Origin of the sequence: Pseudarthrobacter sp. PS3-L1 (assembly GCF_030063285.1) — a bacterium.
GTDB lineage: Bacteria > Actinomycetota > Actinomycetes > Actinomycetales > Micrococcaceae > Arthrobacter.
This window is the reverse complement of sequence record NZ_JASISU010000001.1, coordinates 703,740-728,837: the sequence shown is the minus strand read 5'-3', so window position 1 is coordinate 728,837 and position 25,098 is coordinate 703,740. Positions and strand designations below refer to the sequence as shown.

Annotated in this window: 25 protein-coding genes; 5 read left to right on the top strand and 20 right to left on the bottom strand. The window is 60.9% G+C overall.

Features of this window, described 5'->3' with window-relative positions:
* Nucleotides 1-29 precede the first annotated feature (29 nt).
* From QMG79_RS03385 to QMG79_RS03335, 11 genes are all read right to left on the bottom strand, one after another.
* Complete coding sequence (locus QMG79_RS03385; RefSeq protein ID WP_283537144.1) at nucleotides 30-1,349, bottom strand: thymidine phosphorylase; 1,320 nt, start codon at nucleotides 1,347-1,349, stop codon at nucleotides 30-32.
* Nucleotides 1,346-1,753, bottom strand: a complete 408-nt coding sequence (locus QMG79_RS03380) for a cytidine deaminase (RefSeq protein ID WP_283537143.1) — start codon at nucleotides 1,751-1,753, stop codon at nucleotides 1,346-1,348. The genes QMG79_RS03385 and QMG79_RS03380 overlap by 4 nt, the downstream gene beginning before the upstream one ends.
* A 2-nt stretch (nucleotides 1,754-1,755) precedes the next feature.
* Nucleotides 1,756-3,063, bottom strand: coding sequence for an ABC transporter permease (locus tag QMG79_RS03375; protein ID WP_283537142.1), 1,308 nt, complete (start codon nucleotides 3,061-3,063; stop codon nucleotides 1,756-1,758).
* Nucleotides 3,060-4,430, bottom strand: a complete 1,371-nt coding sequence (locus tag QMG79_RS03370; RefSeq protein ID WP_283537141.1) for an ABC transporter permease — start codon at nucleotides 4,428-4,430, stop codon at nucleotides 3,060-3,062. Before QMG79_RS03370 ends, QMG79_RS03375 begins: the two co-directional genes overlap by 4 nt.
* Complete coding sequence (locus QMG79_RS03365) at nucleotides 4,423-5,979, bottom strand: ABC transporter ATP-binding protein (RefSeq protein WP_349357248.1); 1,557 nt, start codon at nucleotides 5,977-5,979, stop codon at nucleotides 4,423-4,425. The genes QMG79_RS03370 and QMG79_RS03365 overlap by 8 nt, the downstream gene beginning before the upstream one ends.
* Nucleotides 5,980-6,153: 174 nt before the next feature.
* Entirely contained in the window at nucleotides 6,154-7,263 is a 1,110-nt protein-coding gene (locus QMG79_RS03360; RefSeq protein WP_283537139.1) for a BMP family lipoprotein, read from the bottom strand.
* Between the two features lie 254 nt (nucleotides 7,264-7,517).
* Nucleotides 7,518-8,543 (bottom strand): NADP-dependent oxidoreductase, encoded by a 1,026-nt coding sequence (locus QMG79_RS03355; protein WP_283537138.1) that lies wholly within the window; start codon nucleotides 8,541-8,543, stop codon nucleotides 7,518-7,520.
* On the bottom strand, nucleotides 8,540-8,971 hold the full coding sequence (locus tag QMG79_RS03350; protein ID WP_283537137.1) for an organic hydroperoxide resistance protein: 432 nt from the start codon (nucleotides 8,969-8,971) through the stop codon (nucleotides 8,540-8,542). Before QMG79_RS03350 ends, QMG79_RS03355 begins: the two co-directional genes overlap by 4 nt.
* Entirely contained in the window at nucleotides 8,968-9,417 is a 450-nt protein-coding gene (locus tag QMG79_RS03345) for a MarR family winged helix-turn-helix transcriptional regulator (protein WP_283537136.1), read from the bottom strand. Before QMG79_RS03345 ends, QMG79_RS03350 begins: the two co-directional genes overlap by 4 nt.
* A 393-nt stretch (nucleotides 9,418-9,810) precedes the next feature.
* On the bottom strand, nucleotides 9,811-11,010 hold the full coding sequence (locus tag QMG79_RS03340) for an amidohydrolase (RefSeq protein WP_283537135.1): 1,200 nt from the start codon (nucleotides 11,008-11,010) through the stop codon (nucleotides 9,811-9,813).
* A 122-nt stretch (nucleotides 11,011-11,132) separates the two neighbouring features.
* Nucleotides 11,133-12,266, bottom strand: coding sequence for a mannose-1-phosphate guanylyltransferase (locus QMG79_RS03335; protein WP_283537134.1), 1,134 nt, complete (start codon nucleotides 12,264-12,266; stop codon nucleotides 11,133-11,135).
* Nucleotides 12,267-12,534: 268 nt separating this feature from the next.
* On the opposite strand from QMG79_RS03335, the gene sdhC reads away from it, so the two are divergent.
* The 5 genes from sdhC (at nucleotide 12,535) to QMG79_RS03310 (ending at nucleotide 16,971) form a co-directional block, all read left to right on the top strand.
* On the top strand, nucleotides 12,535-12,915 hold the full coding sequence (gene sdhC / locus QMG79_RS03330) for a succinate dehydrogenase, cytochrome b556 subunit (protein WP_283537133.1): 381 nt from the start codon (nucleotides 12,535-12,537) through the stop codon (nucleotides 12,913-12,915).
* Between the two features lie 3 nt (nucleotides 12,916-12,918).
* Nucleotides 12,919-13,380 carry a succinate dehydrogenase hydrophobic membrane anchor subunit gene (locus QMG79_RS03325; RefSeq protein WP_283537132.1) on the top strand — a complete coding sequence of 154 codons (462 nt, stop codon included), beginning with the start codon at nucleotides 12,919-12,921 and terminating at the stop codon, nucleotides 13,378-13,380.
* Between the two features lie 97 nt (nucleotides 13,381-13,477).
* Complete coding sequence (sdhA, locus tag QMG79_RS03320; RefSeq protein WP_283537131.1) at nucleotides 13,478-15,277, top strand: succinate dehydrogenase flavoprotein subunit; 1,800 nt, start codon at nucleotides 13,478-13,480, stop codon at nucleotides 15,275-15,277.
* A gap of 1 nt (nucleotide 15,278) precedes the next feature.
* A complete protein-coding gene (locus tag QMG79_RS03315; protein ID WP_283537130.1) occupies nucleotides 15,279-16,061 on the top strand; it encodes a succinate dehydrogenase iron-sulfur subunit in 783 nt (260 codons plus the stop codon).
* Nucleotides 16,062-16,206: 145 nt separating this feature from the next.
* A complete protein-coding gene (locus QMG79_RS03310) occupies nucleotides 16,207-16,971 on the top strand; it encodes an alpha/beta hydrolase family protein (RefSeq protein ID WP_283537129.1) in 765 nt (254 codons plus the stop codon).
* Here QMG79_RS03310 and QMG79_RS03305 read toward each other — a convergent pair.
* From QMG79_RS03305 to QMG79_RS03265, 9 genes are all read right to left on the bottom strand, one after another.
* Nucleotides 16,934-18,085 (bottom strand): YihY/virulence factor BrkB family protein, encoded by a 1,152-nt coding sequence (locus QMG79_RS03305; RefSeq protein WP_502934687.1) that lies wholly within the window; start codon nucleotides 18,083-18,085, stop codon nucleotides 16,934-16,936. The two genes, QMG79_RS03310 and QMG79_RS03305, sit on opposite strands and share 38 nt — an antisense overlap.
* Nucleotides 18,039-18,578 carry a 2'-5' RNA ligase family protein gene (locus tag QMG79_RS03300; RefSeq protein WP_283537353.1) on the bottom strand — a complete coding sequence of 180 codons (540 nt, stop codon included), beginning with the start codon at nucleotides 18,576-18,578 and terminating at the stop codon, nucleotides 18,039-18,041. Before QMG79_RS03300 ends, QMG79_RS03305 begins: the two co-directional genes overlap by 47 nt.
* Nucleotides 18,579-18,719: 141 nt before the next feature.
* A complete protein-coding gene (trpS, locus tag QMG79_RS03295; RefSeq protein ID WP_283537128.1) occupies nucleotides 18,720-19,808 on the bottom strand; it encodes a tryptophan--tRNA ligase in 1,089 nt (362 codons plus the stop codon).
* 18 nt (nucleotides 19,809-19,826) lie between these two features.
* Nucleotides 19,827-20,660, bottom strand: a complete 834-nt coding sequence (locus QMG79_RS03290; RefSeq protein ID WP_283537127.1) for an exodeoxyribonuclease III — start codon at nucleotides 20,658-20,660, stop codon at nucleotides 19,827-19,829.
* A 10-nt stretch (nucleotides 20,661-20,670) separates the two neighbouring features.
* Nucleotides 20,671-21,234: a hypothetical protein gene (locus QMG79_RS03285; RefSeq protein WP_283537126.1), complete on the bottom strand. Its 564-nt coding sequence runs from the start codon at nucleotides 21,232-21,234 to the stop codon at nucleotides 20,671-20,673.
* An 80-nt stretch (nucleotides 21,235-21,314) separates the two neighbouring features.
* A complete protein-coding gene (locus QMG79_RS03280) occupies nucleotides 21,315-22,145 on the bottom strand; it encodes an ABC transporter permease (RefSeq protein ID WP_283537352.1) in 831 nt (276 codons plus the stop codon).
* A 23-nt stretch (nucleotides 22,146-22,168) separates the two neighbouring features.
* Nucleotides 22,169-22,966 carry an ABC transporter permease gene (locus QMG79_RS03275; protein WP_349357247.1) on the bottom strand — a complete coding sequence of 266 codons (798 nt, stop codon included), beginning with the start codon at nucleotides 22,964-22,966 and terminating at the stop codon, nucleotides 22,169-22,171.
* 79 nt (nucleotides 22,967-23,045) lie between these two features.
* Nucleotides 23,046-24,020 (bottom strand): ABC transporter ATP-binding protein, encoded by a 975-nt coding sequence (locus QMG79_RS03270; RefSeq protein ID WP_283537125.1) that lies wholly within the window; start codon nucleotides 24,018-24,020, stop codon nucleotides 23,046-23,048.
* Nucleotides 24,021-24,191: 171 nt separating this feature from the next.
* Complete coding sequence (locus QMG79_RS03265) at nucleotides 24,192-25,097, bottom strand: bifunctional methylenetetrahydrofolate dehydrogenase/methenyltetrahydrofolate cyclohydrolase (protein WP_283537124.1); 906 nt, start codon at nucleotides 25,095-25,097, stop codon at nucleotides 24,192-24,194.
* Nucleotide 25,098 lies beyond the last annotated feature (1 nt).

The window sequence follows — 25,098 nt, the reverse complement described above, 5'->3', positions numbered from 1 at the left end:
GGGCGAGGAGGCGTTTTCTCTCCTGCCAGCTATGCGATCCTGTCAAGGATCAGCGGTTGGGCGGCCACAGAGCCCGCCTGATCGATGACCACGGCGCCTGAGAGGACCTCCGTGGCCCGGGCAAATCGTTCCGGGGTGTCAGTCAACAGTGTCATCAGGGGGTCGCCCGCGCTGATCCGGTCCCCCGGTTTGGCATGCAGCCGGACTCCGGCCCCGGCCTGGACTACATCTTCCTTCCGGGCACGGCCTGCACCGAGTCGCCAGGCCGCGACGCCCACGGAAAGGGCGTCAAGTTCGGCGACAACACCACTGGTCGTGGCATAGATCGTTTCCGACTCCTTTGCCACGGGAAGCGTCGCCCGCGGGTCTCCGCCCTGTGCCTCAATCATCCGGTTCCAGACGTCCATGGCCCGGCCATCCTTGAGTGCCGCGGCCGGATCAGCATCATGGACTCCGGCACATACCAGCATCTCCTGTGCCAGGCGTACCGTCAGTTCGACAACGTCCCTGGGACCACCACCGGAAAGCACCTCCACTGATTCCTCGACTTCAATGGCGTTACCCGCTGTAAGTCCCAGGGGAGTGTCCATATTGGTGAGAAGTGCCACGGTGTTTACCCCGGCGTCTTTGCCCAGCGCCACCATGGTCTGCGCGAGTTCGCGCGCCTGGGCAAGGTCCTTCATGAAGGCACCGGACCCCACCTTGACATCGAGCACCAATGATCCGGTGCCCTCTGCGATTTTCTTGCTCATGATGGAGGACGCAATGAGCGGGATGGCTTCCACGGTTCCCGTGACGTCGCGAAGCGCATAGAGCTTCTTGTCAGCCGGAGCCAAGCCTGCGCCAGCAGCGCAGATCACGGCACCCACATCCTGGAGTTGGGCCATCATTTCATCATTGCTCAGCGCCGCACGCCATCCGGGAATGGCTTCGAGCTTGTCCAGGGTGCCACCGGTATGGCCCAGCCCGCGCCCCGAAAGCTGCGGCACTGCCACCCCGAAAACAGCAACCAGAGGCGCCAGGGGCAGGGTGATTTTGTCCCCTACTCCGCCAGTGGAGTGCTTGTCGGTTGTCGCTTTTACACCCCCGTCAGGACGGCGAAGGCTGCTGAAGTCCATCCGCTCCCCCGAGGCGATCATGGCGGCGGTCCATCGTGCAATTTCTGCCCGGTCCATGCCATTGAGCAGAATAGCCATGTTCAGTGCAGCCATCTGTTCATCAGCGATCACGCCACGGGTGTAGGCATCGATGGTCCAGTCAATCTGGGCCGGCGTCAGCGTGCCTCTGTCCCGCTTGACCCGGATGATGTCGACGGCGTCAAATGCTTCATTCTGCGTGGTTCCAGTCACCGGGGATCCTCCAAATGTTCGGGGCCGAAGGCATCGGGTAATACCTGGTCCATGGTTTTAATTCCTTGGGTAGTCATCAGTTCCATGTCGGGAGCCCGGAATTCGTAGAGCAGCTGGCGGCACCGCCCGCACGGCATCAGCACGTTGCCGGCCCCGTCCACGCAGTAGAACGCCCGAAGAAGGCCACCGCCGCTCATATGGAGGTCACCCACCATGGCGCACTCGGCACAGAGGGTCAGGCCATAGCTGGCGTTCTCGACATTGCAGCCGCTGACAATCCGCCCGTCTGCCGTGAGTGCAGCGGCCCCCACCGGGAACTTCGAATAGGGCACGTACGCCTTCTTCATCGCGGCAACGGCCGTGCGCTCCAAAGCTGCCCAGTCGACGTCGTGCGTGTTATCCATGCTCAACCCTTGACGTAAGGTATGCCGCTGGCTGCCGGTCCGCGGGACTTGCCCACCAGACCCGCCACTGCGAGGACGGTTACCAGATACGGCAGCATGGCCATGAACTGGCTTGGCACCGGGGTGCCAATGATGGTCAGGATGGACTGCAGGTTATCGGCAAAACCGAAAAGTAGCGCCGCAAAGAAGGCACCAATGGGATTCCACCGGCCAAAAATCAGCGCTGCAAGTGCGATGAAGCCACGGCCTCCGGAGATTTCCTTGGTGAAACTGTCAATAGCCACCAGTGTGAAGAACGATCCACCAATCCCGGCAACCGCTCCGCCCAGAGTGACGTTCCAGAATCTCGTCGCATTGACGTTGATGCCCATGGTGTCGGCCGCCTGGGGGTGCTCCCCCACAGCCCGGACCCGCAGTCCCCACTTGGTCTTAAAGAGTCCTACCCACACGGCAAAGACCGCAAAATACATGAGGTAGCCAACCACTGACTGCTTGAAGAGAATGGGGCCCAGGATCGGAATGCTAGAGAGCAAGGGAATCTCGACGATGGGAAGGCCTTCTGGGGAGTTGTACTTCTGGGGATCGGACTGCATCACGGTGCTGAACAGGAACCCTGTCAGGCCCGAAACCAGCACGTTCAGGACAACACCAACGATGATCTGGTTCACCACGTACTTGATGCTGAACAGAGCCAGCACCATGGAGATGACGGCACCTGCCAGAGCGGCCGCCAAGAGGCCAATGAATGGATTCTTGGTGATGCTGGAAACAATTGCGGCGGTGAAGGCGCCGCCGAGGAGCTGGCCCTCAATGGCAATGTTGACCACGCCTACACGTTCGCAGAGGACACCCGAGAGCGACCCGAAAACCAACGGCACCGCAAGGGTGACAGAACCCGCAATCAGTCCAGCCAAGGAAATACTGGGAGTGCGTGCACCGCCCACCACCCAGATCAGGAACGCAACCACGAAGACGACGATGAAGAGCACTGGCAGCCAGGCCGGAGCCGCAGTGCCCTTCGTTTTGAGGTAGATCGTCCAGCCAGCAAGGCCCAGCAGGATGATGGAGAGGATGATGCCAGCTGCAAATGCCGGAACAATGATTGCTGGCAACTGGAAGAAATCGCCACCGGAGGAAATACCAAAACTGGCTTCCTGGTTAGGGCCAAGGATCCCGAAAATGAGAAGGGCCACCACCGCCATAAAAGCAAGGACTATGGGAGTGCGCCAGGTGACCGGCTTGCCTGAGATGCCCTTCGCCGAACTCGGGGTTGTGGACTCCGGCCGGGGAGCTGTTGCTGTGGTGCTCATGCTGCGCCTCCGGGAAGAGCTGCTTTGGGGGATGTAGCGGCGGTTGCCATTTTTTTGCGTCGGGGATTCAGGCCGAAGATGGCCCGGACCAGAGGGGGCGCGGCGATGAACAGGACGATCAGTGACTGAACCACCAGGACAATGTCGATGGGTGTACCTGTCTGGACCTGCATCTGTACGGCACCTGCACGGAACGCTCCGAAGAGGATGCCAGCTGCAAACGTTCCCCAGGGTGAGGATCGTCCCAGCAGGGCAACCGTGATGGCGTCGAAGCCGAAGCTCGCAGCCACGCCCTCAGTGAGTACCTTTTCGGTGCCGGCAACCTGGGCCACACCGGCCATGCCCGCGAGACCACCTGCCATCGCCATCACCAGGATGGTGGCCCGGGAAACGTTGATACCGGCCGTCTGGGCTGCCTTGGGGTTGGCGCCCACGGCGCGGAACTCAAAACCCAGTGTGGAGCGGTTCAGGAGCCACCAGACCAGGACCGTTGCGGCGATGGCAAGAATGAAGCCTAGGTGCAGACGGTACTGGGACCCGAAAATCTGCGGGTAAATAGCTGAAGGGTCCAGGACCGGAGAGATCGGGTTGGATGCACCGGGCCGCTGGAAAGCGGGAGTGGTCAGCAGGAAGCGCAGGAAGTACAGGGCTATGTAGTTGAACATGATGGTGAGGATGACCTCGTGGGCTCCCGTGCGGGCCTTGAGAAGGCCTACCAGCCCACCCCAGATCGCACCGCCGATGATGCCAGCCACCAGCACCAGCAGCAGGTGCAGCCCCATGGGCAAGTGCAGGGCAAACCCTACCCAACCAGCGAAGATGCCAGCGAAGATGATCTGGCCCTGGGCGCCAATGTTGAACAGTCCGGCCCGGAAGGCAAGGGCAACACCGAGGCCAGCAGTGATCAGCGGTGTGGCGATTGTCAGCGTCTCCATGATCGGAGCGAATTGACCCGCAACAGTGGCAGCCCGGGGGTTGAAGACCGCCCCCTGGAAGAGGGCCACGTAGGACTGCGTTGCAGCGTTCCAGACAGCCGCAAGGAAGTCGGTGGGCCGCCCAAAGAGATACGCTGCCGAGGAAGCGACCTGCTTGTCGGTGGAGGCGATGAGTAGTCCACCGGCTATCAGCGCGAGCAGGACAGCCAACACCGAGGTCATGGCGCTACCGGCAAAGAAATTGCGGAAGGGTGAGGAATCCCGCTCGGCCGTGATGCCACCCTGGGCTGCGGCGGGGACCAGCGAGGGCTCCTTGGCGCCGCCCGCAGTTTCGAGGTCTGCCTTGGCAGCCCTCGCTTGTTCTGCCGAAAGCGGCTGGTCTGCGGGCTCTGGCGCAGGCTCAGCTACGTGTTTTCCCTTGTCCTCAGACATGGTCGCCTCCTTCGGCTCTGGAAGTGGAAGGCGCCTGTGATGCGCCGTCGTCGGGGGCAATGCCGGCCATCATGAGGCCCAGGACATCGCGGCTGGTGCCCGAGGGAACGATTCCCACGAGTTTTCCTTTGTAGAGCACGGCGATCCGATCGGCGAGTTCCATAACCTCATCAAGCTCCGTCGACACGATCATCACGGGTGTACCCCTATCGCGTTCGGTGATGATCCGGCGATGCAGGAACTCGATGGAACCCACATCCACGCCACGGGTGGGCTGTGAGGCGATGAACAGGCGAAGCGGACGCGACAGCTCGCGTGCCATGACAACTTTCTGCTGGTTGCCGCCGGAGAGCTTGCCGGCCGGGGCCATGGCCGAGGGAGTCCGTACATCGAACTCCTCAATACGGGACGAGGCATTTTCAAGGACCTTGGCAGGGCTCATACTGATGCCCTTGGCGAAAGGCACCTTGTCATAGAGGTCCAGCACCAGGTTTTCGGCGACGGAAAACGTACCCACCAGGCCATCGACCGTGCGGTCCTCTGGTACATACCCGACACCGGCGGAAAGAACCTGCTTGACGCTGCGGCCCACAAGTTCGTGACCGTCCAGGCGGATGGATCCGCTGACTCGTTCCTGCAGTCCCAGGACGGCCTCTGTGAGCTCCGTCTGGCCATTGCCCTGGACGCCGGCAAGGGCAAGGATTTCTCCCCTGGCAATATCGAAACTGATGCCGTCAACGACGTGCTGTCCGTTGGGTGCGACAACCGTCAGATCACGCACCTCGAACGTAGTTTCTTGAGGGTTGGCCGGGGCCTTGTTCAATGTCAGGCTTACCGAGCGGCCCACCATCATGGACGCCAGTTCAGTAGTTGATGTTTCAGGCTGTGTAGAACCGACAACCTTGCCGCGACGAATCACGGTAATGATGTCCGAGACAGCCTTGACCTCACGAAGCTTGTGAGAGATGAAGACGATGGACGTCCCGTTGGCCTTGAGCTGGCGCATGATGTTAAGCAGCTCGTCTGTCTCCTGGGGCGTCAGGACCGCGGTGGGTTCGTCGAGGATCAGGATATTGGCATCCCGAACCAGAGCCTTGATGATCTCGACTCGCTGCTGGACACCCACCGGGAGGTCTTCTACCAAGGCGTCCGGATCGACGTCGAACCCGTATTTGTCGGAGATGTCCTTAATTTTTTTGCGGGTCTGCTCAAGGTTGAGGAATCCGCCGGCTTTGGTGGGTTCAGCACCCAGCGCGACATTTTCCGCCACGGTGAAAACGGGGACCAGCATGAAGTGCTGGTGCACCATACCGATCCCGGCAGCCATGGCGTCGGAAGGGCCGCGGAAAACTACAGGTTTGTCATCGATGAGGATCTGCCCATCGGTGGGCTCGTATAAGCCGTACAGCACGTTCATCAGGGTGGATTTTCCGGCGCCATTCTCGCCCAGCAGGCAGTGGATCTGCCCCGGCTCAACAACCACGTCAATGTGGTCATTGGCAACCAGGGTGCCGAAAGTTTTTGTGATCCCTCTGAGTTCAAGTTTCAAAACTCTGACCATTCTCGAAGCGTCCATGCAGCAGATGGACGGGTAGGCGGATGCAGCACAAGACTAGCGCGTGCACCCTCGGGGCGGGGAACTCCCCGCAGGCAGGAAGCAACGCAAAGCGCCACCTCCCGGAAAGTCTGAGACTGTCCGGGCGGCGGCGCTATGCGGCAAAGATCAGGACTTCGGGCTGGCTTCCGAGGAAACAACCAGCGTGCCGCTGATGATGTCTTTCTTGATCTGCTCCAACTGGGACTTCATGTCAGCTGAAACTTCTGAGTCAAAGTTGTGGAACGGAGCCAGCGCAACGCCGTTGTTCTCCAGGGTTCCCACATACGGGGTGTTGCTGAAGTTGCCGTCCTTGTCTTCCTTGACGACTTCCTCGACGGTTTCGCCCATGCTCTTCATGACGGAGGAGAGCATGACGTCGGCGTACTCAGGAGCATTGAGGAATCCATCGGAGTCAACCCAGATGAGCTTGACGTCCTTGCCGGAGTCCTTTGCTTCCTGGAGGGCAGCGCCAGCACCCTTACCTACCGGACCGGCGACCGGCATGACAATGTCTGCGCCCTGGTCCAGGAAGTTCTGGGTGAGCTGCTTGCCAACATCCTGCTTTTCGAAGTCGCCTGTGAAGCTGCCATCCTGGGCGTCCTTGTTCCAGCCCAGAAGTTTGACCTGCTTGTTGTTCTGCTCGTTGTAGTACTTGACGCCGTCGGCGTAGCCATCCATGAAGATGGTCACTGTCGGAATCTTGATGCCGCCGAAGGTTGCAACGGTTCCGGTCTTCGTGGTGCCTGCAGCGAGGTACCCGGCCATGAACGCAGCCTGGGCCGTGTCATAAATGATCGGCTTGACGTTGGCAATAGGCGTCTCGTAGTTGAAGTCCACGATGGCGAAGTGGCTGTCCGGATTGGCAGTTGCCTGTTCTTCGGTCGCGTCACCGAGCAGGAAGCCGACGGTGATCGTCATGTCGCATCCGGCCGTGACCATAGCGCGAAGGTTGGGTCCGAAGTCGGTATCGGCAGTTGATTCCGCCTGGTTGACCTTGATACCAAGGTCGGTTTCGGCTTTCTTCAGTCCCTCGTAAGAGGACTGGTTGAACGACTGGTCATCAAATCCACCGGAGTCGGAGACGATGCAACCTGTGTAGTCGCTGGCACCCTCGGAAGAGGTGCCGCCAGCCTCGGGCGGAGCGCCACAGCTGGTCAGCAGGAGTGCCGTGGCACCAAGGGCCGCAACAGTGGCAAGGGAACCGCGCTTGGGGATGGCACGCAGTGATGTCTTCAAGATTCCTCCAGGGTGAAGAGAGTGGCGCTACGAGGTGAAGTCAATGAGTGTCCGTTTCTACACTGAAATTCTGTTGTCACTGAAGGATCGCAGCACTGCGCCGGGGCGCACTGATGGAGAATACTTTAGTGGCCTGGGACACGTTCACGTGACCGCGAGCCGCCGTTCAAGAAGATCGTTGAGAATTTGTTACCAAGCAGAAAGGAGCGGCACACGTCGTGTGCCGCTCCTTTCTGCGTAGAGATGTGGTACCGCTACGGAACGCGGACCAGCATCTTGCCGGTGTTGGCGCCATCAAGGAGGTCCATGAACGCCTGTGGCGCGTTCTCCAGTCCATCGACGATTGTCTCGTCATAGCTGATGGAACCGTCAGCCAGCCAAGCGGCAGCCTTCTCCATGAACTCGTCCTTCAGGTTCCAGTAGCCACCAACCAGGAAACCTCGGAGAGTCAACGCCTTGCCAATGGCCAGCATCAAATTCCGTGGGGCCGGCGTCGGTTCGGTCGAGTTGTACTGGGCAATGGCGCCGCACATGGCTACATGGCCACCGACGTTCAGCACCGCAAGGGCCGCTTCCAGGTGCTCGCCACCGACGTTGTCGAAGTAAACGTCGATCCCTTCGGGGCCGGCGGCCTTCTCCAACTGCTCCAGGACAGGGCCGTCATTGTAGTTGAAGGCCTCATCGAACCCGAGTTCGAGCAGCCGGGCCACCTTGGCGGCCGTGCCAGCCGAACCGATGACCTTCGAAGCTCCCATCGCCTTTGCGATCTGCCCAACGAGGGAACCAACGGCTCCGGCGGCACCGGAGACGAACACGGCGTCGCCGGCCTTGAACTCGGCCACTTTGAGCAACCCGGCATAGGCAGTCAGGCCAGTCATGCCCAAGGCACCAAGGAAGGCGGACTCTGGGGCAAGGTCAGGGCGAACCACTGCTGCGGAGGCAGCGTCGACGACGGCGTATTCGCGCCAGCCGAGCGAGTGAACCACAGTCTGTCCAACGGCGACGTCAGCTGACCGCGACTCGATGACTTCGCCGACAGCGCCGCCGTCGAGCGCTGCCCCGACGGCAAACGGGGCCGAATAGGACTTGACGTCATTCATCCGGCCGCGCATGTACGGGTCCACAGACATGAAGTTATTGCGGACCAGGATCTGTCCGTCCTGGAGCTCCGGCAGTGCGGACTCGGCCAAGCGGAAGTTTTCGGGCGTGGGCCGCCCCACCGGGCGTGAGGCCAGCTGGACTTCGCGAGTCGACGTGGGGCGGGTGTCTGCGGTGCTCACTCGGCAACCTCCATGACGTTGATGGTGACGACGATGTTTCCACGGGTGGCATTCGAGTACGGGCACACCTGGTGCGCTTTGTCGGCAAGGTCCTGCGCCGTAGCACGGTCCAGGGCAGGCAAAGCAACTTCGAGGTCAACAGCCAGGCCGTAGCCAACGCCGCCGTCGAGTGCCCCGAGGTGCACCTTGGCCGCAACCGCAGAGTCCGTGAGGTCAGCTTTGTTCTGTGCCGCAACAACGCGCAGGGCTGAGTGGAAGCATGCTGCGTAGCCGGCTGCGAACAACTGCTCAGGATTGGTACCGAGGCCACTGCCACCCAGTTCCTTGGGGCTGGCAAGAGTGACGGAAAGCTTTCCATCGTTGGTCACGGCGCTACCGTCACGACCCTCGCCGGATGCCAATGCCTCTGCTGTGTAAAGAGTCTTCACTGTGGATCCAATCTGTTGGCGTTGTGCAAAGTTGTTGACAGTTTGCTCAGGGTTTCCCGGAGCCGTTCCAGCTCATCACCAGTTAGCCCGGCTGCTGCTGCAAGCTGCTGCGGGACGGCCACGGCACGGGCGCTGAGCGCACGGCCTGCTTCCGTCAGGAAAACTTCAACCCGGCGCTCATCCTCAGCGGACCGGCGTCGTTCCAGCATCTTCATGCCTTCGAGCCGTTTCAGCAGCGGCGAAAGAGTGCCGGAATCAAGCCCCAGCTCCTTGCCCAGCCCGCGGACCGTGCGTGGCTCTTCTTCCCACAGCACCAGCATTACCAGGTACTGCGGGTAGGTCAGGCCAAGCTCGTCCAACATGGGCCGGTAGACGGCAGTTGCAGCCCGCGACGCGGAGTACAGCGCAAAGCACACCTGCCGGTCGAGTCTGGGAGCGTCTGTCATGATTAAAACACTACTGCACAATTCAATTGTGCACAACCTAGTATCCCAAATGGACATGCTCATCCTTCCAGCACAACCCCCTCGGACATGCTCGTTCGAAGATGCGAAGGGTGGGCATAAACCACCCTGTCCAGCGCTCAACGAAGCCGCAGGACATGTTCATCCGCGATCTCATGTCAACGATGGGCATGACCATTCAACGCAGCTGGAGTGAATGATGGCCCAAAAGGAACAACCCATGGGGACGGACATGCTCGTTTGTAACTGCAAAGGATGGTCATAACCCGCCATGTCCATCGCTTCCCCAAGCAGCTGAGCATGTCCGAATTGGCGGCTTGGCAGAAACGCACATGCCCACCTGTCCCGGGTCGGGATGGACATGTCCGGCTGGGTCTAGAGGTCCCGCAACGTCCGCAGCGCAGCAGCAGCCATGACTTGAATGCCAAGGCCTAGCGCCCGTTCGTCCACAATGTAGTCGCCCCGGTGCAGGTCATATTCTTCGCCACCGGGAGTCTTGGTGCCCAACCGCATCATGGCACCGGGCAACTCCGCCAGGAACCAGGCAAAATCCTCGCCGCCCATGGACTGCGGGGTGAGGACCACAGCGCCCTCACCCAGCTCGGCACGTGCGGCAGCCTCAATGAGTGCAGTTTCGTGCTCTGAGTTGACCACTGGCGGCACTCCCCTGGTGTGCTCCAGGTGCACGTCCACGCCGTAAGGGGCGGCAACCTGCTGGACTACTTCATCAAGGAGCTTCCCGGCATCATGCCAGGCATCCCGGTCCAGGCAGCGCATAGTCCCTGCCATATAACCAGTGCCTGGAATGGCGTTTGGAGCGGAGCCCGCACCGATTTGACCCCAGACAACCGATACTCCGCTGCGAACATCGACGCGGCGCGAGAGGACAGCCGGAACGTTGACGGCAATCTGCGCCAACGCGAAAACCAGGTCTTCCGTCAGGTGCGGCCGGGAGGTGTGCCCGCCGCGACCGCTGAGCTCAATCTTGATGGTGTCGGAAGCTGACGTAATGGCCCCAATCCGGGTACCAATGCGGCCGACATCAATCCTGGGATCGCAGTGCAAGGCCAAAATACGGGGAACGCCCTCAAGGACCCCCTGTTCAATACAGGACAGCGCACCACCGGGCATTGTCTCTTCCGCAGGCTGGAAGATGATGCGCACCGTCCCACCCAAGGGATGCTTCTGGTGGATTTCGTGAAGCACCAGCGCAACGCCCAACATGGTGGTGGTGTGGATATCGTGCCCGCAGGCGTGCGTGACGCCGTGGTTTTTTGAATCGAACGGCAAGCCCGTTTCCTCAATAATGGGCAGTGCGTCGATATCGCCACGCAAGGCAGTGGAAATGGGTCCAGCGCCGACGTCGACACTCACACCTGTGCCGGCAAGCCGGCGTGGCGTCAACCCGGCTGCTGCAAGCCGTTCCACCAACTTGTCGGTGGTGCGGAACTCCTTGAAAGACAACTCCGGGTGGGCATGGAGGTCCCGGCGAAAGTCGATCAATTCGGCCAGCAATGGCTCCAGCCAAGGACCAACCAGCGTGGTGGGCTCGGTCTCGGAAGTGTAGTTACGCACGGGTTCACTCTAGTCACGCGTCTTCCAATACGGGCATCACCACCCCAGCGTTACACGCCAGGCGTCATCCGTATTGACATTCGCACAGGAACGGTGGATGCCGCTGTGGCCGAATGCAATCCCTACAGAACGTCAGTGTCTCCGCTGGCTTTGAGTGCATCAACAGCCGCCTTGACCCGCTGTGAATTGGCCATGGTGGTCACCAGGAGGGCGTCCGGGGTGTCAACGATGACAACATCCTTAATCCCTATCAAAGCGATCACCCGCTTGGTGTCTGTCACAACCACGCCGCTGGCATTCTCGCTGAAGACGCGGGCGCCCTCCCCCAGAACCGTCACGTCGTCAACTTCTCGGGCGCTGTTCAGCCGGCCAACAGAGGCAAAGTCGCCAACGTCGTCCCAGCGAAAGGTGCCAGGTACGACAGCGACATCCCCGGCTTCTGCCGCGGGCTCAGCCACGGCGTAGTCGATGGCGATCTTGGGCAGCGTTGGCCAGACACGGGCTGTAACCTCGTCGCGCTCCGGCGTGTCCCACGCCCTGGCGATTTCCTGCAGTCCGGCGAAAAGCACCGGCTGGTTGGCTTCCAGGTGGCTCAGCATCAGGGACACGGGCGCCACGAACATTCCAGCGTTCCAGGCGTACTCTCCGCTCTCCACATACTGGCGAGCAACGTCCTCGTCCGGCTTCTCGACAAATTCGACGACTTCTTGGGCACTGGGTGCCCCTTGGATCTTCAGGGATTTGCCTGACCTGATGTAGCCAAATCCTGTTGAGGGATGCGTTGGCAAGATACCGATGGTGACAATCTTTCCTGCCGCGGCTGTGTAGATCGCTTCCTTGACAGCGGAATGGAAAAGCTCGTCCGGACTGATCACCTGATCCGCCGCGAACGAACCCATGATGGTGGCCGGATCGCGCTGGTAGAGGATGGCTGCAGCGAGGCCAATGGCCGCTGCCGAATCCTTGGGCTCACTCTCAAGGACCAGATCGGCATCCCTGATTTCAGGCAGTTGGCGGCTGACCGCGTCACGGTGCGCCGTACCGGTCACCACCAGAATGCGATCACCGGCAAGCGGCTGCAACCTGTCATAGGTTGCACGCAGCAGCGTACTGCCTGATCCGGTGAGGTCGTGCAGGAACTTGGGGGCAGCAGCTCGTGACAATGGCCAAAGACGGGTCCCCACGCCGCCCGCCGGGATCACCGCGACAAAGCGGTCCAGCGGGGATTTTTGGCTCTTCACTTGGTCAGTATTCATCACGGACACTGTATCTGACGCCCAGCCGCAGCGGAGGTAGTCCAGCAAGGCTGGTCGCAGCGTGCCGTCCTGCACGGTGCGACTTGGTGTGGCGTTAGTCTCAGGGACCCGCGATTGCAGGCCTTCCCACCCTTGCAAGGTGTTCCTAAATTGAATAACAGCTAAGCGAAGCCTACATTTAGTGTTGAGCTACGAGTGCTCTCGCAGCAGGCGTTCCCCCCGCGTGGATCCCACGCCAGCGCCGCTGTTGTGCAGGGAGGTTTAATCAGTGCCGACAAAACCAGCTGGCACCTTGTACCGCGGCCGTGAAGGCATGTGGTCCTGGGTTGGACACCGCATTACCGGTGTTGTGATCTTTTTCTTTTTGTTGGTGCACGTCCTGGACACGTCCTTGGTACGGGTATCCCCTGAGGCCTACACCGCTGTTATCGGAGCCTACAAAAATCCGCTGATGGCGCTCGGTGAAACGGGCCTCGTCGCCGCGATCGTCTTCCACGCCTTCAACGGCCTGCGGATCATCGCCATCGACTTCTGGAAGAAGGGCGCCAAGTACCAGCGCCAGATGCTCTGGGTTGTCCTGGGTCTCTGGGTTGTTGTCATGGTCGGCTTCTCCATCCGCCACTTGTCCCTCGCCCTCGGAGGTCACTAAGCCATGACTGCCACCATCGAATCCCCCCGCAGCGGCAGGGTCTCGTCCAACTACCGCCGTTCCGGAGCATCCAAGGGCAATTTCGAGATGCTTGCATGGCTGTTCATGCGGCTCTCCGGCGTTGTCCTCGTGGTCCTCATCTTTGGGCACCTCTTCGTCAACCTGATGCTCGGTGACGGCATCCACGCCATTGACTTCGGCTTCGTCGCCGGCAAATGGGCGGACCCATTCTGGCAGGTCTGGGACTTGGCCATGCTGTGGCTCGCCATGCTGCACGGCACCAACGGAGTGCGGACCATCATCAATGACTACGCCGAGAAGAACTCCACGCGGATGGCACTGAAAGTTGTTCTCTACGCAGCAACTACAGTCATCATCGTCCTCGGCACCATGGTGATCTTCACCTTCAACCCGTGCCCCATGGTTGACGGCATTCCGCTCCCCGGCGGTTTCTGCCCGGCCTGATCGCCCGACCCCGCGCACTGTCGCGGCCAACTTTTTGCGGAGCAGGTTTCGCCGATCCGCAGGCACATTGCGAATTCTGAGAGAAAGAGCGTCTGGTATGCAGGTCCATAAGTACGACGTCGTGATTGTCGGCGCCGGTGGCGCAGGCATGCGCGCGGCGATCGAATCCGGTCAGCGGGCACGTACAGCTGTACTGACCAAGCTCTACCCCACCCGTTCACATACGGGTGCGGCCCAGGGCGGCATGTGCGCAGCACTTGCCAACGTCGAGGAAGACAACTGGGAGTGGCACACCTTTGACACTGTCAAGGGTGGTGACTACCTGGTGGACCAGGATGCCGCTGAAGTCATGGCCAGAGAGGCCATTGACGCCGTGCTGGACCTGGAAAAAATGGGTCTCCCGTTCAACAGGACCCCCGAAGGACGCATTGACCAGCGCCGCTTTGGCGGCCACACACGCGACCACGGCAAGGCTCCGGTACGCCGTTCCTGCTATGCAGCCGACCGTACTGGACACATGATCCTCCAGACGCTGTACCAAAACTGCGTCAAGCACAATGTGGAGTTCTACAACGAGTACTACGTCCTCGACCTGCTGATGGTCGACGAGGACGCTGTCCGCGAGGATGGCACGCCGTTCAAGCAGAAGCGCGTTGCAGGCGTGGTCACCTACGACCTGGCCTCTGGGGAACTGCATGTCTTCCAGGCCAAGTCCGTAGTGTTCGCCACCGGCGGTGCAGGGAAGGTCTTCAAGACAACATCCAACGCACACACCCTGACCGGCGACGGCATGGGCATCGCGTTCCGCCGTGGCATTCCGCTGGAAGACATGGAGTTCTTCCAGTTCCACCCGACAGGCCTGGCTGGCCTGGGTATCCTGCTCTCCGAAGCAGCCCGTGGTGAGGGCGCCATCCTTCGCAACTCAGAAGGCGAACGCTTCATGGAGCGCTACGCACCCACCATCAAGGACCTGGCGCCCCGCGACATCGTGGCCCGCTCCATGGCCAACGAGGTGCGTGAGGGGCGCGGTTGTGGCCCCAACAAGGACTATGTCCTGTTGGACCTGACCCACCTGGAGCCTGCCCACATCGACGCCAAGCTTCCGGATATCACGGAGTTCGCAAGGACCTACCTCGGTGTGGAGCCCTACACCGAGCCGGTCCCCGTCTTCCCGACAGCGCACTACGCCATGGGTGGCATTCCCACGAACATCACCACAGAGGTCCTCCAGGACAACAACACCATCGTTCCGGGCCTGTATGCCGCTGGTGAAGTAGCGTGCGTCTCGGTCCACGGATCGAACCGTCTGGGCACCAACTCGCTGCTGGACATCAACGTGTTCGGCAAGCGCGCTGGTGTCGCAGCTGCCGAATACGCCAAGACTGCGGATTATGTGGAACTTCCGGAGAACCCCGAGGCATACACGATCGAGCTTCTGGACATTGCCCGCAACGGCACGGGTACCGAGAAGGTGGCCGTGATCCGCAAGGAACTCCAGGACACCATGGATGCCAACATGCAGGTGTTCCGCACGGCTGACACCCTGAACCAGGTGCTGAGCGATATCGAGTCCTTCGAGGAGCGTTACCGCCACATCACGGTCCAAGACAAGGGCAAGCGCTTCAACCTTGACCTGTTGGAAGCCGTTGAGCTCGGCTTCCTGTTGGAACTGGCCAAGGTCATGACAGTTGCTGCGCTGCACCGCGAAGAGTCACGCGGCGGCCACTTCCGCGAGGACTTCCCGGAACGTAATGACGAGAAATTCATGAAGCACTCCATGGCGTACAAGGATGACCACGCCCCGGCAGATGGCTCGGCTGAAGCAATTGCCGGGATCCGCCTGGGCACCAAACCGGTGGTCTTTACACGCTACGAGCCAATGGTGAGGAAGTACTGAGATGACTGCTGAACTCGCTGAGCCAGCTTCCAAGATTGAACTGCCCGCAGGCGTAGGCGGCGGTGGGGAGATCCCCACATTCGATGTACACCTGCGCGTCCGCCGCTACAATCCAGAGGTTTCCGAGGAGGCCACCTGGGATGATTTCCACGTCACCATGTACGGCACCGACCGCGTCCTGGATGCCCTCCACAAGGTCAAGTGGGAAATCGATGGCAGCGTCTCCTTCCGCCGCTCCTGCGCGCACGGCGTGTGCGGTTCCGATGCCATGCGCATCAATGGCCGCACCCGCCTGGCCTGCAAGACACTGCTGAAGGACCTCGACACCACCAAGCCCATCACCGTGGAGCCCATCAAGGGACTACCCGTGGAGAAGGACCTGATTGTGGACATGGAGCCGTTCTTCCAGTCCTTCCGCGAGGTCATGCCATTCCTTGTCAACCGTGGCCATGAACCCACGAAGGAACGCCTGCAGTCCTCCGAGGAACGCGAGCGGTTCGATGACACAACCAAGTGCATTCTCTGCGCCGCGTGCACGTCCTCGTGCCCGGTTTTCTGGACCGATGGACAGTATTTCGGTCCGGCGGCAATCGTCAACGCCCACCGGTTCATCTTCGATTCCCGCGATGACGCCGGCGACATGCGCCTTGAAATCCTCAACGACAAAGAGGGTGTGTGGCGCTGCCGCACGACGTTCAACTGTTCAGAAGCCTGCCCGCGCGGGATTCAGGTGACCAAGGCAATTGCCGAGGTCAAGCAGGCGATTCTCTCCCGCAAGGTCTGACCTCCAGCACTGCGTACGACGGCGTCGCTCACCACACCGGTGAGCGGCGCCGTCGCCCGTTAACACGACCGAACATATAACTTAAACGGTATACATACTTACCTACCACCCACGGCACCGTCGGGGGGCCATTGAAAGGCGGACCATGTCACGCTCCGAAAAAGTAAGCTTCACGGGTTCCACCGGGGAGTTGCTCTCCGGAATTCTGGATATTCCCGAGGGACGGATCAAAGGATGGGGCGTCTTCTCGCACGGATTCACGCTGGGCAAGGACAGCCCTGCGGCATCAAGGATGTGTAAGGCGCTGGCGGAAAACGGCGTGGGCATGCTGCGCTTCGACAACCTCGGGCTGGGAGACTCCGCAGGCCTGTGGGCTGAGGGCTCCTTCAGCCACAAAGTGGCTGACACGGTGCGTGCGGCGGCCTTCATGAAGGAACAGGGAAAGGAGATCTCCCTGTTGGTGGGGCACTCCTTTGGTGGCGCAGCCGTGCTCTCCGCAGCACGGCACATTCCTGAACTTGATGCAGTGGCAACGGTAGCTGCACCGTTCTCCCCCAACCACGTGGCCCACGTATTTGACGCGGCCCTGGAGACGATCCTCAACGAAGGCAGCGCAGAGGTGGACCTCGGTGGCAAAATCGTGGAGATCCGCAGGCACTTTGTGGAAGACCTCGAAGACGCCGACCTGACGGACTGCATCCGCCAACTGCATAAACCCCTGATGGTCCTGCACTCCCCCACGGACAACACCGTAGGCATTGATAATGCAAGCACCATCTTCCGGACCGCACGCCATCCGCGTAACTTCGTGTCCCTGGAGGGTAGCGACCACCTGTTGACCGGAAAGGGTCAGGCGGCCCGCGCGGCACGCATCATCGCGGCCTGGGCAGACCAGTACCTCGACGCCTGACAGCCAGTCCGCGGCCCTTCGAAGCGCCACCCACGGGCATCTTGCCGGGCTGGACCTGGCGCGATCCCCAGGAACTTGAGGGGCCTTCCTGGGCCGCCTCAAGGTCTCCCTGCCGGATTGCTGCCCACGACCCTGAGATCAGGTAGACCTGGCTGACCAGGTTGAACCAGATGAGCAGGCCGATGATGATGGCAAAAGGAGCCAGCAGTGGGTTGCGTCCTGCATTGGCCAGCAATTCCGTGCTGAACAGCTGCAGCACGGTGGTTCCCACGGCCGCCAGGATGGTGGCTTCCAGCAGGGGACGCTTTTCCAGTTTCAATTTACCCGCCAGGCGGAACATGATCATGGCAGTGGCCCACCCCAGGAGCAGCGGTACGGCGATCTTGATCAACCACGTCAGTGGCCCGGCTATCGCATCGTTGAGGCTGAGGAAATTGGTGACAAGGTCGGCAGCTGTCCCAAACACGAGCGAGGCTCCAGAACTGACCACAAGCGCCACACCCAGAAGGACCAGGGCCCCCGCATCACCGGCCTTGAGGACTACCGGGCTGATCGTCAGGGGTGGAAGTTGGTTCACTCCGCGAAGGCCTTCCCGGACCCCGTTGATCCAGTTCAGCGCGGTCAGGATGGTGACAACAGCAGCAATGATTGCTGTCCACCCCAGGCCGGTTGGGTTCAGGAGGCTCTTGGGATCAACAAGCCCATCGCTGCCGTCAATACTTAGCAGGCCGGGGGCACTCTGCGAAACACTGCCAATGATCGTGTCCAGGAGCTCCGGCTGGCCCCGCAGAACCAGACCCGCAATGGAAAAACCGGTAGCCAGCAGGCCAGTGATCGAGAAGAACATGACAAAGCCAATGCCCGCGGCCATCAGTGGCCCATGCTGCCTGTTGTAGTTCTGGAATGCCCGCATGGGCAGGAACGCGTTAAGCCGGGCCAGAAGCAACCCGATCACGGCCAGGGGCACAACAAAAGGCCCCCCACCAGCGCGCCGCGCCTTGCTGAGTTCCACCTTTTTCCGGCTTACCTCAAGTTTCAGGCGTGCCAGGTCAGTGGGCAACGCAGGCTCAGTCCGGGAGAGCTGCGCCTCCGGCGGTGTCAGTTTGGTTGCCAAAATCGAGCTCTTCCCGTAGCTGCCAGATACCATCCTGGTCGTGTTGGTACAGCCCCATGCTAGCGACTGGGAAGCTTACTTCGTAATCCTTGAGGACCGTTTCTGCCGCATCGAGGCTTTCTGGCGCAACGTCGTGGGCAATCGTCACGTGGGGATGGAAGGAGAAGGGCAGTTCCCTTTCCAGCGGACCGGCCTGGAGTTGCTCGTGCAGCCATACGCAGTCTGTGAAGCCCTGATCTACCCGGAGGAAAACCACTGGCGAAACAGGCCGGAACGTGCCCGTGCCGCGGATAGTGACTGTAAACGGTTCCTGCTGCTTGGCTACCGCCCTGACGTGCTCCGACGTTGCTTCCCAGTCGTCGGTAAAGGTGGTGGTCACCAGGGTGATGTGGGCTGGGATGACCTCGGCCATGGGATCTCCGAACGATGCACGCCACGACTGTAGCTCAGCTGCAACCTGGGGTGGGAACCGCAGGATCACGCCAACGCTCATCCCCTGCCCTGCGTCATCTTCGGTCTCCCCGAGGCCAGGGCCCGCGTCAGAATCTCCAGGAGGCATCTGGACCACGGCATCCGCCGGGCACACTGGACGCGAGGAACTGCGTACCGGAGATCTGCTGACGCGGGTCATGGGCTAACGAACTCCAGGAAGGTTGCCGGACGGCAGGAACCCCATGCGCTCATAAACCCCAGCAAGTGTCCCCGACGCGATCTCACGCGCCCTCCCAGCGCCTTGGGCCAGCAGACGATCCAGCTCTGCAGGGTCAGCCATCAGCTCGTTGGTACGGTTCCGCAGTGGGGTGATGAAGTCAACCATTACCTCAGCAAGATCGACCTTCAGGTGCCCGTACATCTTGCCCTCGTAGGCTGCTTCCAGCTCTGGCACTGGAGTTCCAGTAAGAGAGGAGTAGATGGTCAGGAGGTTCGACACACCAGGCTTCTCCGTGGCGTCAAAACGAATCTCGGTGCCGGCATCTGTCACGGCCGATTTGATGCGCTTGGCCGCGATCTTTGGATCTTCCAGCAGCTGGATGGCCCCGTTGGGCGATTCGCCTGTCTTGGACATCTTGGCATTGGGGTTCTGCAGATCATAGATCTTGGCGTTTGCCTTGAGGATTGTCGCCTCTGGAACGGTGAAGGTCTCGCCGAATCTGGTGTTGAAGCGCTGGGCCAGGTTCCGGGTGAGTTCCAGGTGCTGGCGCTGGTCCTCCCCCACCGGGACAAGGTCCGTTTGGTACAGGAGGATGTCCGCGGCCATCAGCGTGGGGTAGGCGAAGAGGCCAAGGGTCGCAGAGTCTGACCCCGTTTTCTGGGTCTTGTCCTTGAACTGCGTCATTCGCGATGCCTCGCCAAAGCCTGTAATACAGTTCAACGCCCAAGCGAGTTGGGCATGCTCAGGTACATGGGACTGGACAAAAAAGATGCTCTTGTCTGGGTCTATCCCTGCGGCAATGTACTGGGCCGCAACCACCCGGGTGCGGTGTGCCAGTTCGGCGGGGTCAAAGTCGACAGTCACTGCGTGCAGATCCGGGATGAAAAAAACAGCGTCGTACTCGGCCTGCATGTCAACCCAGTTGCGGACAGCACCGATGTAATTCCCAAGGTGGAGCGAATCGGCTGTGGGCTTGGCGCCCGAAAGGATCCGTTTTTTGGTACCTGCCGCCGCGTGCGCGGCAGGAGCGCCGCCGTCGGCCGTGGTTGTTCCAGTAATGGTTTCAGTCATGAAAGGGGGCCTTCGTGCCTAGAGCCGGTAGTCCACTACCAGCGGAGCATGGTCAGAGAAGCGGGTGTCGTACGACGCCGCACGGTCCACGACGGCGGACACGGCAGCCGCCGCAAGGGCTGGGGTTGCCATCTGGTAATCGATACGCCAGCCAGTGTCGGTATCGAACGCCTGACCCCGCTGCGACCACCACGTGTAGGGTCCCGGGACGTCGCCTGCAAGGTCCCGGTGCACGTCACGCCAATTGATGTCCGCACCAAAAAAGCGGTCAAAGTAAGCGCGCTCCTCGGGCAGGAACCCGGCCTTTTTGGTGTTGCCCTTCCAGTTCTTGATGTCGCGTTCGGTGTGGCCAACGTTCAGGTCGCCCACCACCACGGCGTGATCGCTGTGTTTGGCCAGCGCGGGGAGCCGCTCGATCATCACGTCAAGGAAGCGGTACTTGTCGTCCTGTTTGGGTGTTCCCACGGAACCGGAGTGGACATAGGCGCTAACGACGGTGAGCTGCTGGTCTTTTCCATCGGCTCCCGTCACTGCGAAGTCGGCCTCGACCCAGCGGCCTGCCGTGGCAAAGTAGGCATCACCAATGCCGCTGCGGGTGGCAGTTGGCTTCTGGCGGCTGGCGATGGCCACCCCGGCCCGGCCCTTTGCCTCGGCTTCGGCATGCAGGATGTGCCAGTCGCTGCCCAGCAGCTCGTGGACTATGGCGTCAGGGGCTCGGACCTCCTGCAGGCAGAGGATGTCAGCATCGCGTTCCGCCAGCCAGTCCGCCATACCGTTGCGGTAGGCAGCCCGGAGGCCGTTGACGTTGACTGATGCGATACGAAGGGTGTCCTTCTTCAATGCCGAGCTCACCGGACCCACTCTAGTCGACAATGGTTCCACTCACGGGCTCGTCGTCGGGGCCGCCAGAACGGATCATGTCGCGCGCGTTTGTTGCAGTGATATCGATGGTTTCCAAAGCGCGGCGGATGGTTTCGGAATCCGCAGCTGGACCCTTGGCGCGCTCTTCCTCCACAACCCGGATCTGGACCTGGACAATCTTGAAGGAGTGGTCGAGTTTGAGGTCCCGCGCCGGATCCGTGGCAGTGGATTCGGAGACCATGGTGGTTCCGCCGTTGTTCTTCGAATCCGGCATGGGTGCGCGGCCAGACGCGGTATTAAAGGCATTCTGGGCCTCAGTGAGTTTTGCGCCCGCTTTCTTGGCGGCCTTCTGGATGCTGAACACCACAAACGAGGCCAGCAAAAGCCAGAACAGGGCGATAATGGCAACCACCCAGCCCACGACGTCGTTCTGGTTGGCAGCGAAAATCACAGCCACCAGGAACGCGATGATGAACACCGTCATCCCCAAGCCGCCGATGCGGAACATGGATGGTCCGCCTTTGGCCTGCATGGACGGAAATCTGGAACTACCCACTGATTGCATGCCTCCATTGTCGCAAATAAGGACGGTCCCCGGGCAGTTCTTCCACCGCGGGCGAACACCTGGCCGTGTGTGCTGCTTCCCTACTTCAGGAACAGGCTTCGCAGCCTGCCCGTGGTGAGCATCAGGCCAAGGCCTATCATCACAACGTAGTACCCCACATGCACCAGCATGATAGGCCCGAATGAGCCGACACTGAGCTGGCGCAGAAGTTCCACCCCGTGCCACAGTGGCATGGCCTGGATCAGCCACTGGACTGGCTCCGGGTAAACGCTCAGCGGGTAGAACGTGGCGCTGAACAGGAACATGGGCAGCATCACAAAGTTCACCCAGTCCATCTGCTGGAACGTCTTCAGGAAACTGGTGATGCCCATCCCGAAGCTCGCAAATCCGAAGGCGATGAGCACCGATGCCGGCACCATCAGCAGCGCCCATGGTGATGTGATGAGCCCCATCATTCCCATGACCGCAGTGAATCCTGTGGCGTAGAGCAGTCCCCGCAGCAGGGCCAGGAAAATCTCACCAATGGCGACATCAAGCGGCCCCAGGGATGTGTACAGCATGCCCTGATAGAGCTTGGCGAAGTTCATCTTGAAGAAGACGTTCCAGGTGGAGTCGTAGACGGCGCCATTCATGGCCGACACTGCCAGCAGCGCGGGCGCAATGTAGGCGGAGTAACTAATTTCCTGCCCGCCCGGGCCCTGCACACTACCCACCACACTGCCCAATCCCACCCCCATGGCAACAAGGAAAAGCACAGGCTCCAGGAAACCTGACGCCATGACGGTCCAGTTACTGCTCTTGGTGGCCATGAGTCCGCGGGCCACCACCGCCCGCGCGTTCCGCGAATACAAGGGACCATATTTTCGACGCCGCACCTGTTCAGTGGGGTGCGGGCCGCCGTCGGTCGTCAAAAGGGTCCTAGAGTCCTGAACGCTCACTGTCCCAGCCTCCTGACAAACTGCTTCTTGGCCAGATGCCAGCCGCCAATGACCAGTACCAGCAGAAAGACAAGGTGCACGGCAATTAGCCACAACGGTTCCTGGTATCCGTAGGAGACGCCGCGACCCAGCTCTGTGCCATGCCAGATCGGTGAGATCCAGCCGATCCACCGCACACCCAGCGGCAGGTTGTCCAATGGAAAAAACGTTCCAGAAAACAGGAACAGCGGTGTGACAATGAAGCGCATCACCATGGGGAACTGCCCCTTGTCTTCCCTGACGGATGCTGCGTAGGCCAGCAGCGGAACTCCGAAGGACAACCCCGTGAGGATGGCAATCGGTACCAGGACCCAACTCCAGGCGCTCGGCGTTGCGCCAAAGAGCATCATCACGAGCAAATACAGGACAGACTGCACCGCGAAGCGGACGGCAATTGCCATGATGTGCCCGGCGGCAATCTGCTGCGGCGTGATGGGCGTGGCATGGGGGCCGTAGTAGACCCGTCGCCACTTGAAGCCATCCATCACGGGATAGGTGAACTCCCCCGATGCTGTCATCACGGCTGCGGAGACGAGAAGCGCAGGGGCAATGAACACGATATAGCTGACGCCACCAAAGGCGTTGGTGCTGTTGGCATCAACAAGGGTAGCCAGGCCAACACCCATGGCAAACAGGTACGCGGCAGGCTGGCCCAGGCTGTAGAGCACGATGGTCCAGACGTAGCTCCGCATGGCGCGCAGGACTTTTTCGGCATAGTAGAAGGCGCCCCAGCGGCGCACTCTTGCTGCGGACACTTCCGGGGCGTGGGCAGGTGTGCTGCCGGCCGTGCTGGGTCCCTCGCCCAGGGCGGCTGTTTCGCGGTGCGTCACGTTCTCAGTCAACGAGGCTCCTCCCTGTCAGTCGGAGGAAAACATCCTCGAGTGAGGAACGGCGCACCAGGGACGTGAGTGGCCGAAGTCCCCGTGCTATGACCTGCTCCAGTGCGGCCTCACCGTCATGAGCGTAGATCAGGACCCGGTCTGGCAAAGTTTCGAGCCGGTCGCCAATACCCCCCAGCTCAGCACCGATTCCCGCGTTGCGCTCCGACCCGAACCGAAGTTCCACCACTTCACGGGTGGAATAGTCGCGGATCAGGTTTGCCGGGGTGCCCTCGGCCATGATGCGACCCTTGTCCACCACAATCAGCCTGTCGCAGAGCTGTTCCGCTTCATCCATGTAGTGCGTCGTGAGGATCAGCGTGACGCCCTGTTCCTTGAGGCGGAAGAGCCGGTCCCAGAGGATATGGCGCGCCTGCGGGTCCAGTCCGGTGGTGGGTTCATCCAGCAGGAGGATCCTGGGCTCGTTGATCAGGGAGCGGGCAATGGTGAGCCGTCGCTTCATACCTCCCGAAAGATCATCGACCTTGGCCTTGGCTTTCTCCGTCAGCTGGGCAAATTCGAGCAGCTCGTCCGCTTTTGGCCTGAGATAGCTCATGGGCAGCCCAAAATACCTGCCATACACCAGAAGGTTGTCCCTGACCCGCAGTTCTTCATCCAGGTTGTCCTGCTGGGGCACCACCCCGAGGTGGGCCCGGACTTCAGGACCGTGTGTTCCCGGGTCCAGGTCCATGATCCTCAGATCGCCGGATGTCCGTTGGGATACACCCCCGATCATCTTCATGGTGGTGGATTTCCCTGCACCGTTGGGGCCCAGGAGCCCAAAAGCCTCCCCCTGGGGTACATCGAAGGAGATACCGTCCACGGCGGTGAAGTCACCGTAGGACTTGGTGAGGTTGTGGGCGCTGATGACAATCTTCCGCGCGGGGGCATCCGCGGGCAGACTGGCGGCAGGAACAGTGTGAGGGTGCATTCACAGCAGACTAGTGCAACGCTGCAGGATGTGAAAGGGATATTGCAGATTTTCCGTTGCCGACATCGTGTGGCCGCAACTTAACGTATATGTGTTAAGAGTGTCCGGGCGATTTAACCCAGCGTGGCCGCCGCTCCGTGCAGGAGCGGACGGCCACTGGTCAAACGGGTATCAGGCGATGCCGGCCTGGCGCTCAGCGGTTTCCACCACGTTGGCCAGCAGCATGGCGCGGGTCATCGGGCCCACGCCGCCGGGGTTGGGTGAGAGCCACGCAGCCACGCCCGCAACATCCGGGTGGACATCTCCGGTGACAACTGCCTTGCCGTTGCCGTCATCCACACGGCTGACACCGACGTCGAGCACCACAGCGCCCGGCTTGAGGTGCGCCGCGGCAATCATGTGGGGAACCCCTGCGGCAGCAATCACGACGTCGGCCTGGCGAAGTTCAGCGGCCAGGTCCAGCGTGCCGGTGTGGGCCAGGATGACTGTGGCATTGACATCCTTGCGGGTGAGCAGCAGGCCCACGGGGCGGCCGATGGTCACGCCGCGACCCACCACCAGGACACGTTTACCCCTGAGGCTGATGCCATGCCTGGTGAGCAACTCAACACAGCCCTTCGGCGTACACGGCAGTGGACTCGTCATGGGTCCGCTGACGTTGGCCACCAGGCGGCCAAGGTTCATGGGGTGCAGGCCGTCAGCATCCTTGGCCGGGTCCATCGCCTCCAGGATGACATCCTGGTTGATGTGCGCCGGCAACGGAAGCTGCACAATGTAGCCTGTGCACTCCGGGTTCTCGTTCAGTTCCCGGACGACGGCCAGGAGCTCCTCTTCGGAGGTGTCCGCAGCCAGATCGCGCCTGATGGACGTGATACCCACCTCGGCACAGTCCTTGTGCTTGCCACCCACATACCAGGTACTACCCGGGTCGGAGCCCACCAGGATGGTGCCCAGGCCAGGAACAATTCCGCGCTCCTTCAGCACTGCCACACGTTGGGTGAGCTCCGCCTTGATGGCTGCAGCCGTGGCTTTGCCGTCAAGGATCCGGGCCGTCTTTTCAGTCTCTGCGGTACCCATG

Excerpts from the sequence above, each read along its gene's own strand:
- QMG79_RS03380 (WP_283537143.1), bottom strand. The coding sequence starts at position 1,753 with ATGGATAACACGCACGACGTCGACTGGGCAGCTTTGGAGCGCACGGCC.
- sdhA (WP_283537131.1), top strand. The coding sequence starts at position 13,478 with ATGCAGGTCCATAAGTACGACGTCGTGATTGTCGGCGCCGGTGGCGCA.
- QMG79_RS03300 (WP_283537353.1), bottom strand. The coding sequence starts at position 18,578 with ATGAGCGTTGGCGTGATCCTGCGGTTCCCACCCCAGGTTGCAGCTGAG.
- QMG79_RS03265 (WP_283537124.1), bottom strand. The coding sequence starts at position 25,097 with ATGGGTACCGCAGAGACTGAAAAGACGGCCCGGATCCTTGACGGCAAA.
- QMG79_RS03370 (WP_283537141.1), bottom strand. The coding sequence starts at position 4,430 with ATGTCTGAGGACAAGGGAAAACACGTAGCTGAGCCTGCGCCAGAGCCC.
- trpS (WP_283537128.1), bottom strand. The coding sequence starts at position 19,808 with ATGACTGAAACCATTACTGGAACAACCACGGCCGACGGCGGCGCTCCT.
- QMG79_RS03375 (WP_283537142.1), bottom strand. The coding sequence starts at position 3,063 with ATGAGCACCACAGCAACAGCTCCCCGGCCGGAGTCCACAACCCCGAGT.
- QMG79_RS03325 (WP_283537132.1), top strand. The coding sequence starts at position 12,919 with ATGACTGCCACCATCGAATCCCCCCGCAGCGGCAGGGTCTCGTCCAAC.
- QMG79_RS03310 (WP_283537129.1), top strand. The coding sequence starts at position 16,207 with ATGTCACGCTCCGAAAAAGTAAGCTTCACGGGTTCCACCGGGGAGTTG.
- QMG79_RS03270 (WP_283537125.1), bottom strand. The coding sequence starts at position 24,020 with ATGCACCCTCACACTGTTCCTGCCGCCAGTCTGCCCGCGGATGCCCCC.
- QMG79_RS03285 (WP_283537126.1), bottom strand. The coding sequence starts at position 21,234 with ATGCAATCAGTGGGTAGTTCCAGATTTCCGTCCATGCAGGCCAAAGGC.
- QMG79_RS03335 (WP_283537134.1), bottom strand. The coding sequence starts at position 12,266 with ATGAATACTGACCAAGTGAAGAGCCAAAAATCCCCGCTGGACCGCTTT.
- QMG79_RS03345 (WP_283537136.1), bottom strand. The coding sequence starts at position 9,417 with ATGACAGACGCTCCCAGACTCGACCGGCAGGTGTGCTTTGCGCTGTAC.
- QMG79_RS03315 (WP_283537130.1), top strand. The coding sequence starts at position 15,279 with ATGACTGCTGAACTCGCTGAGCCAGCTTCCAAGATTGAACTGCCCGCA.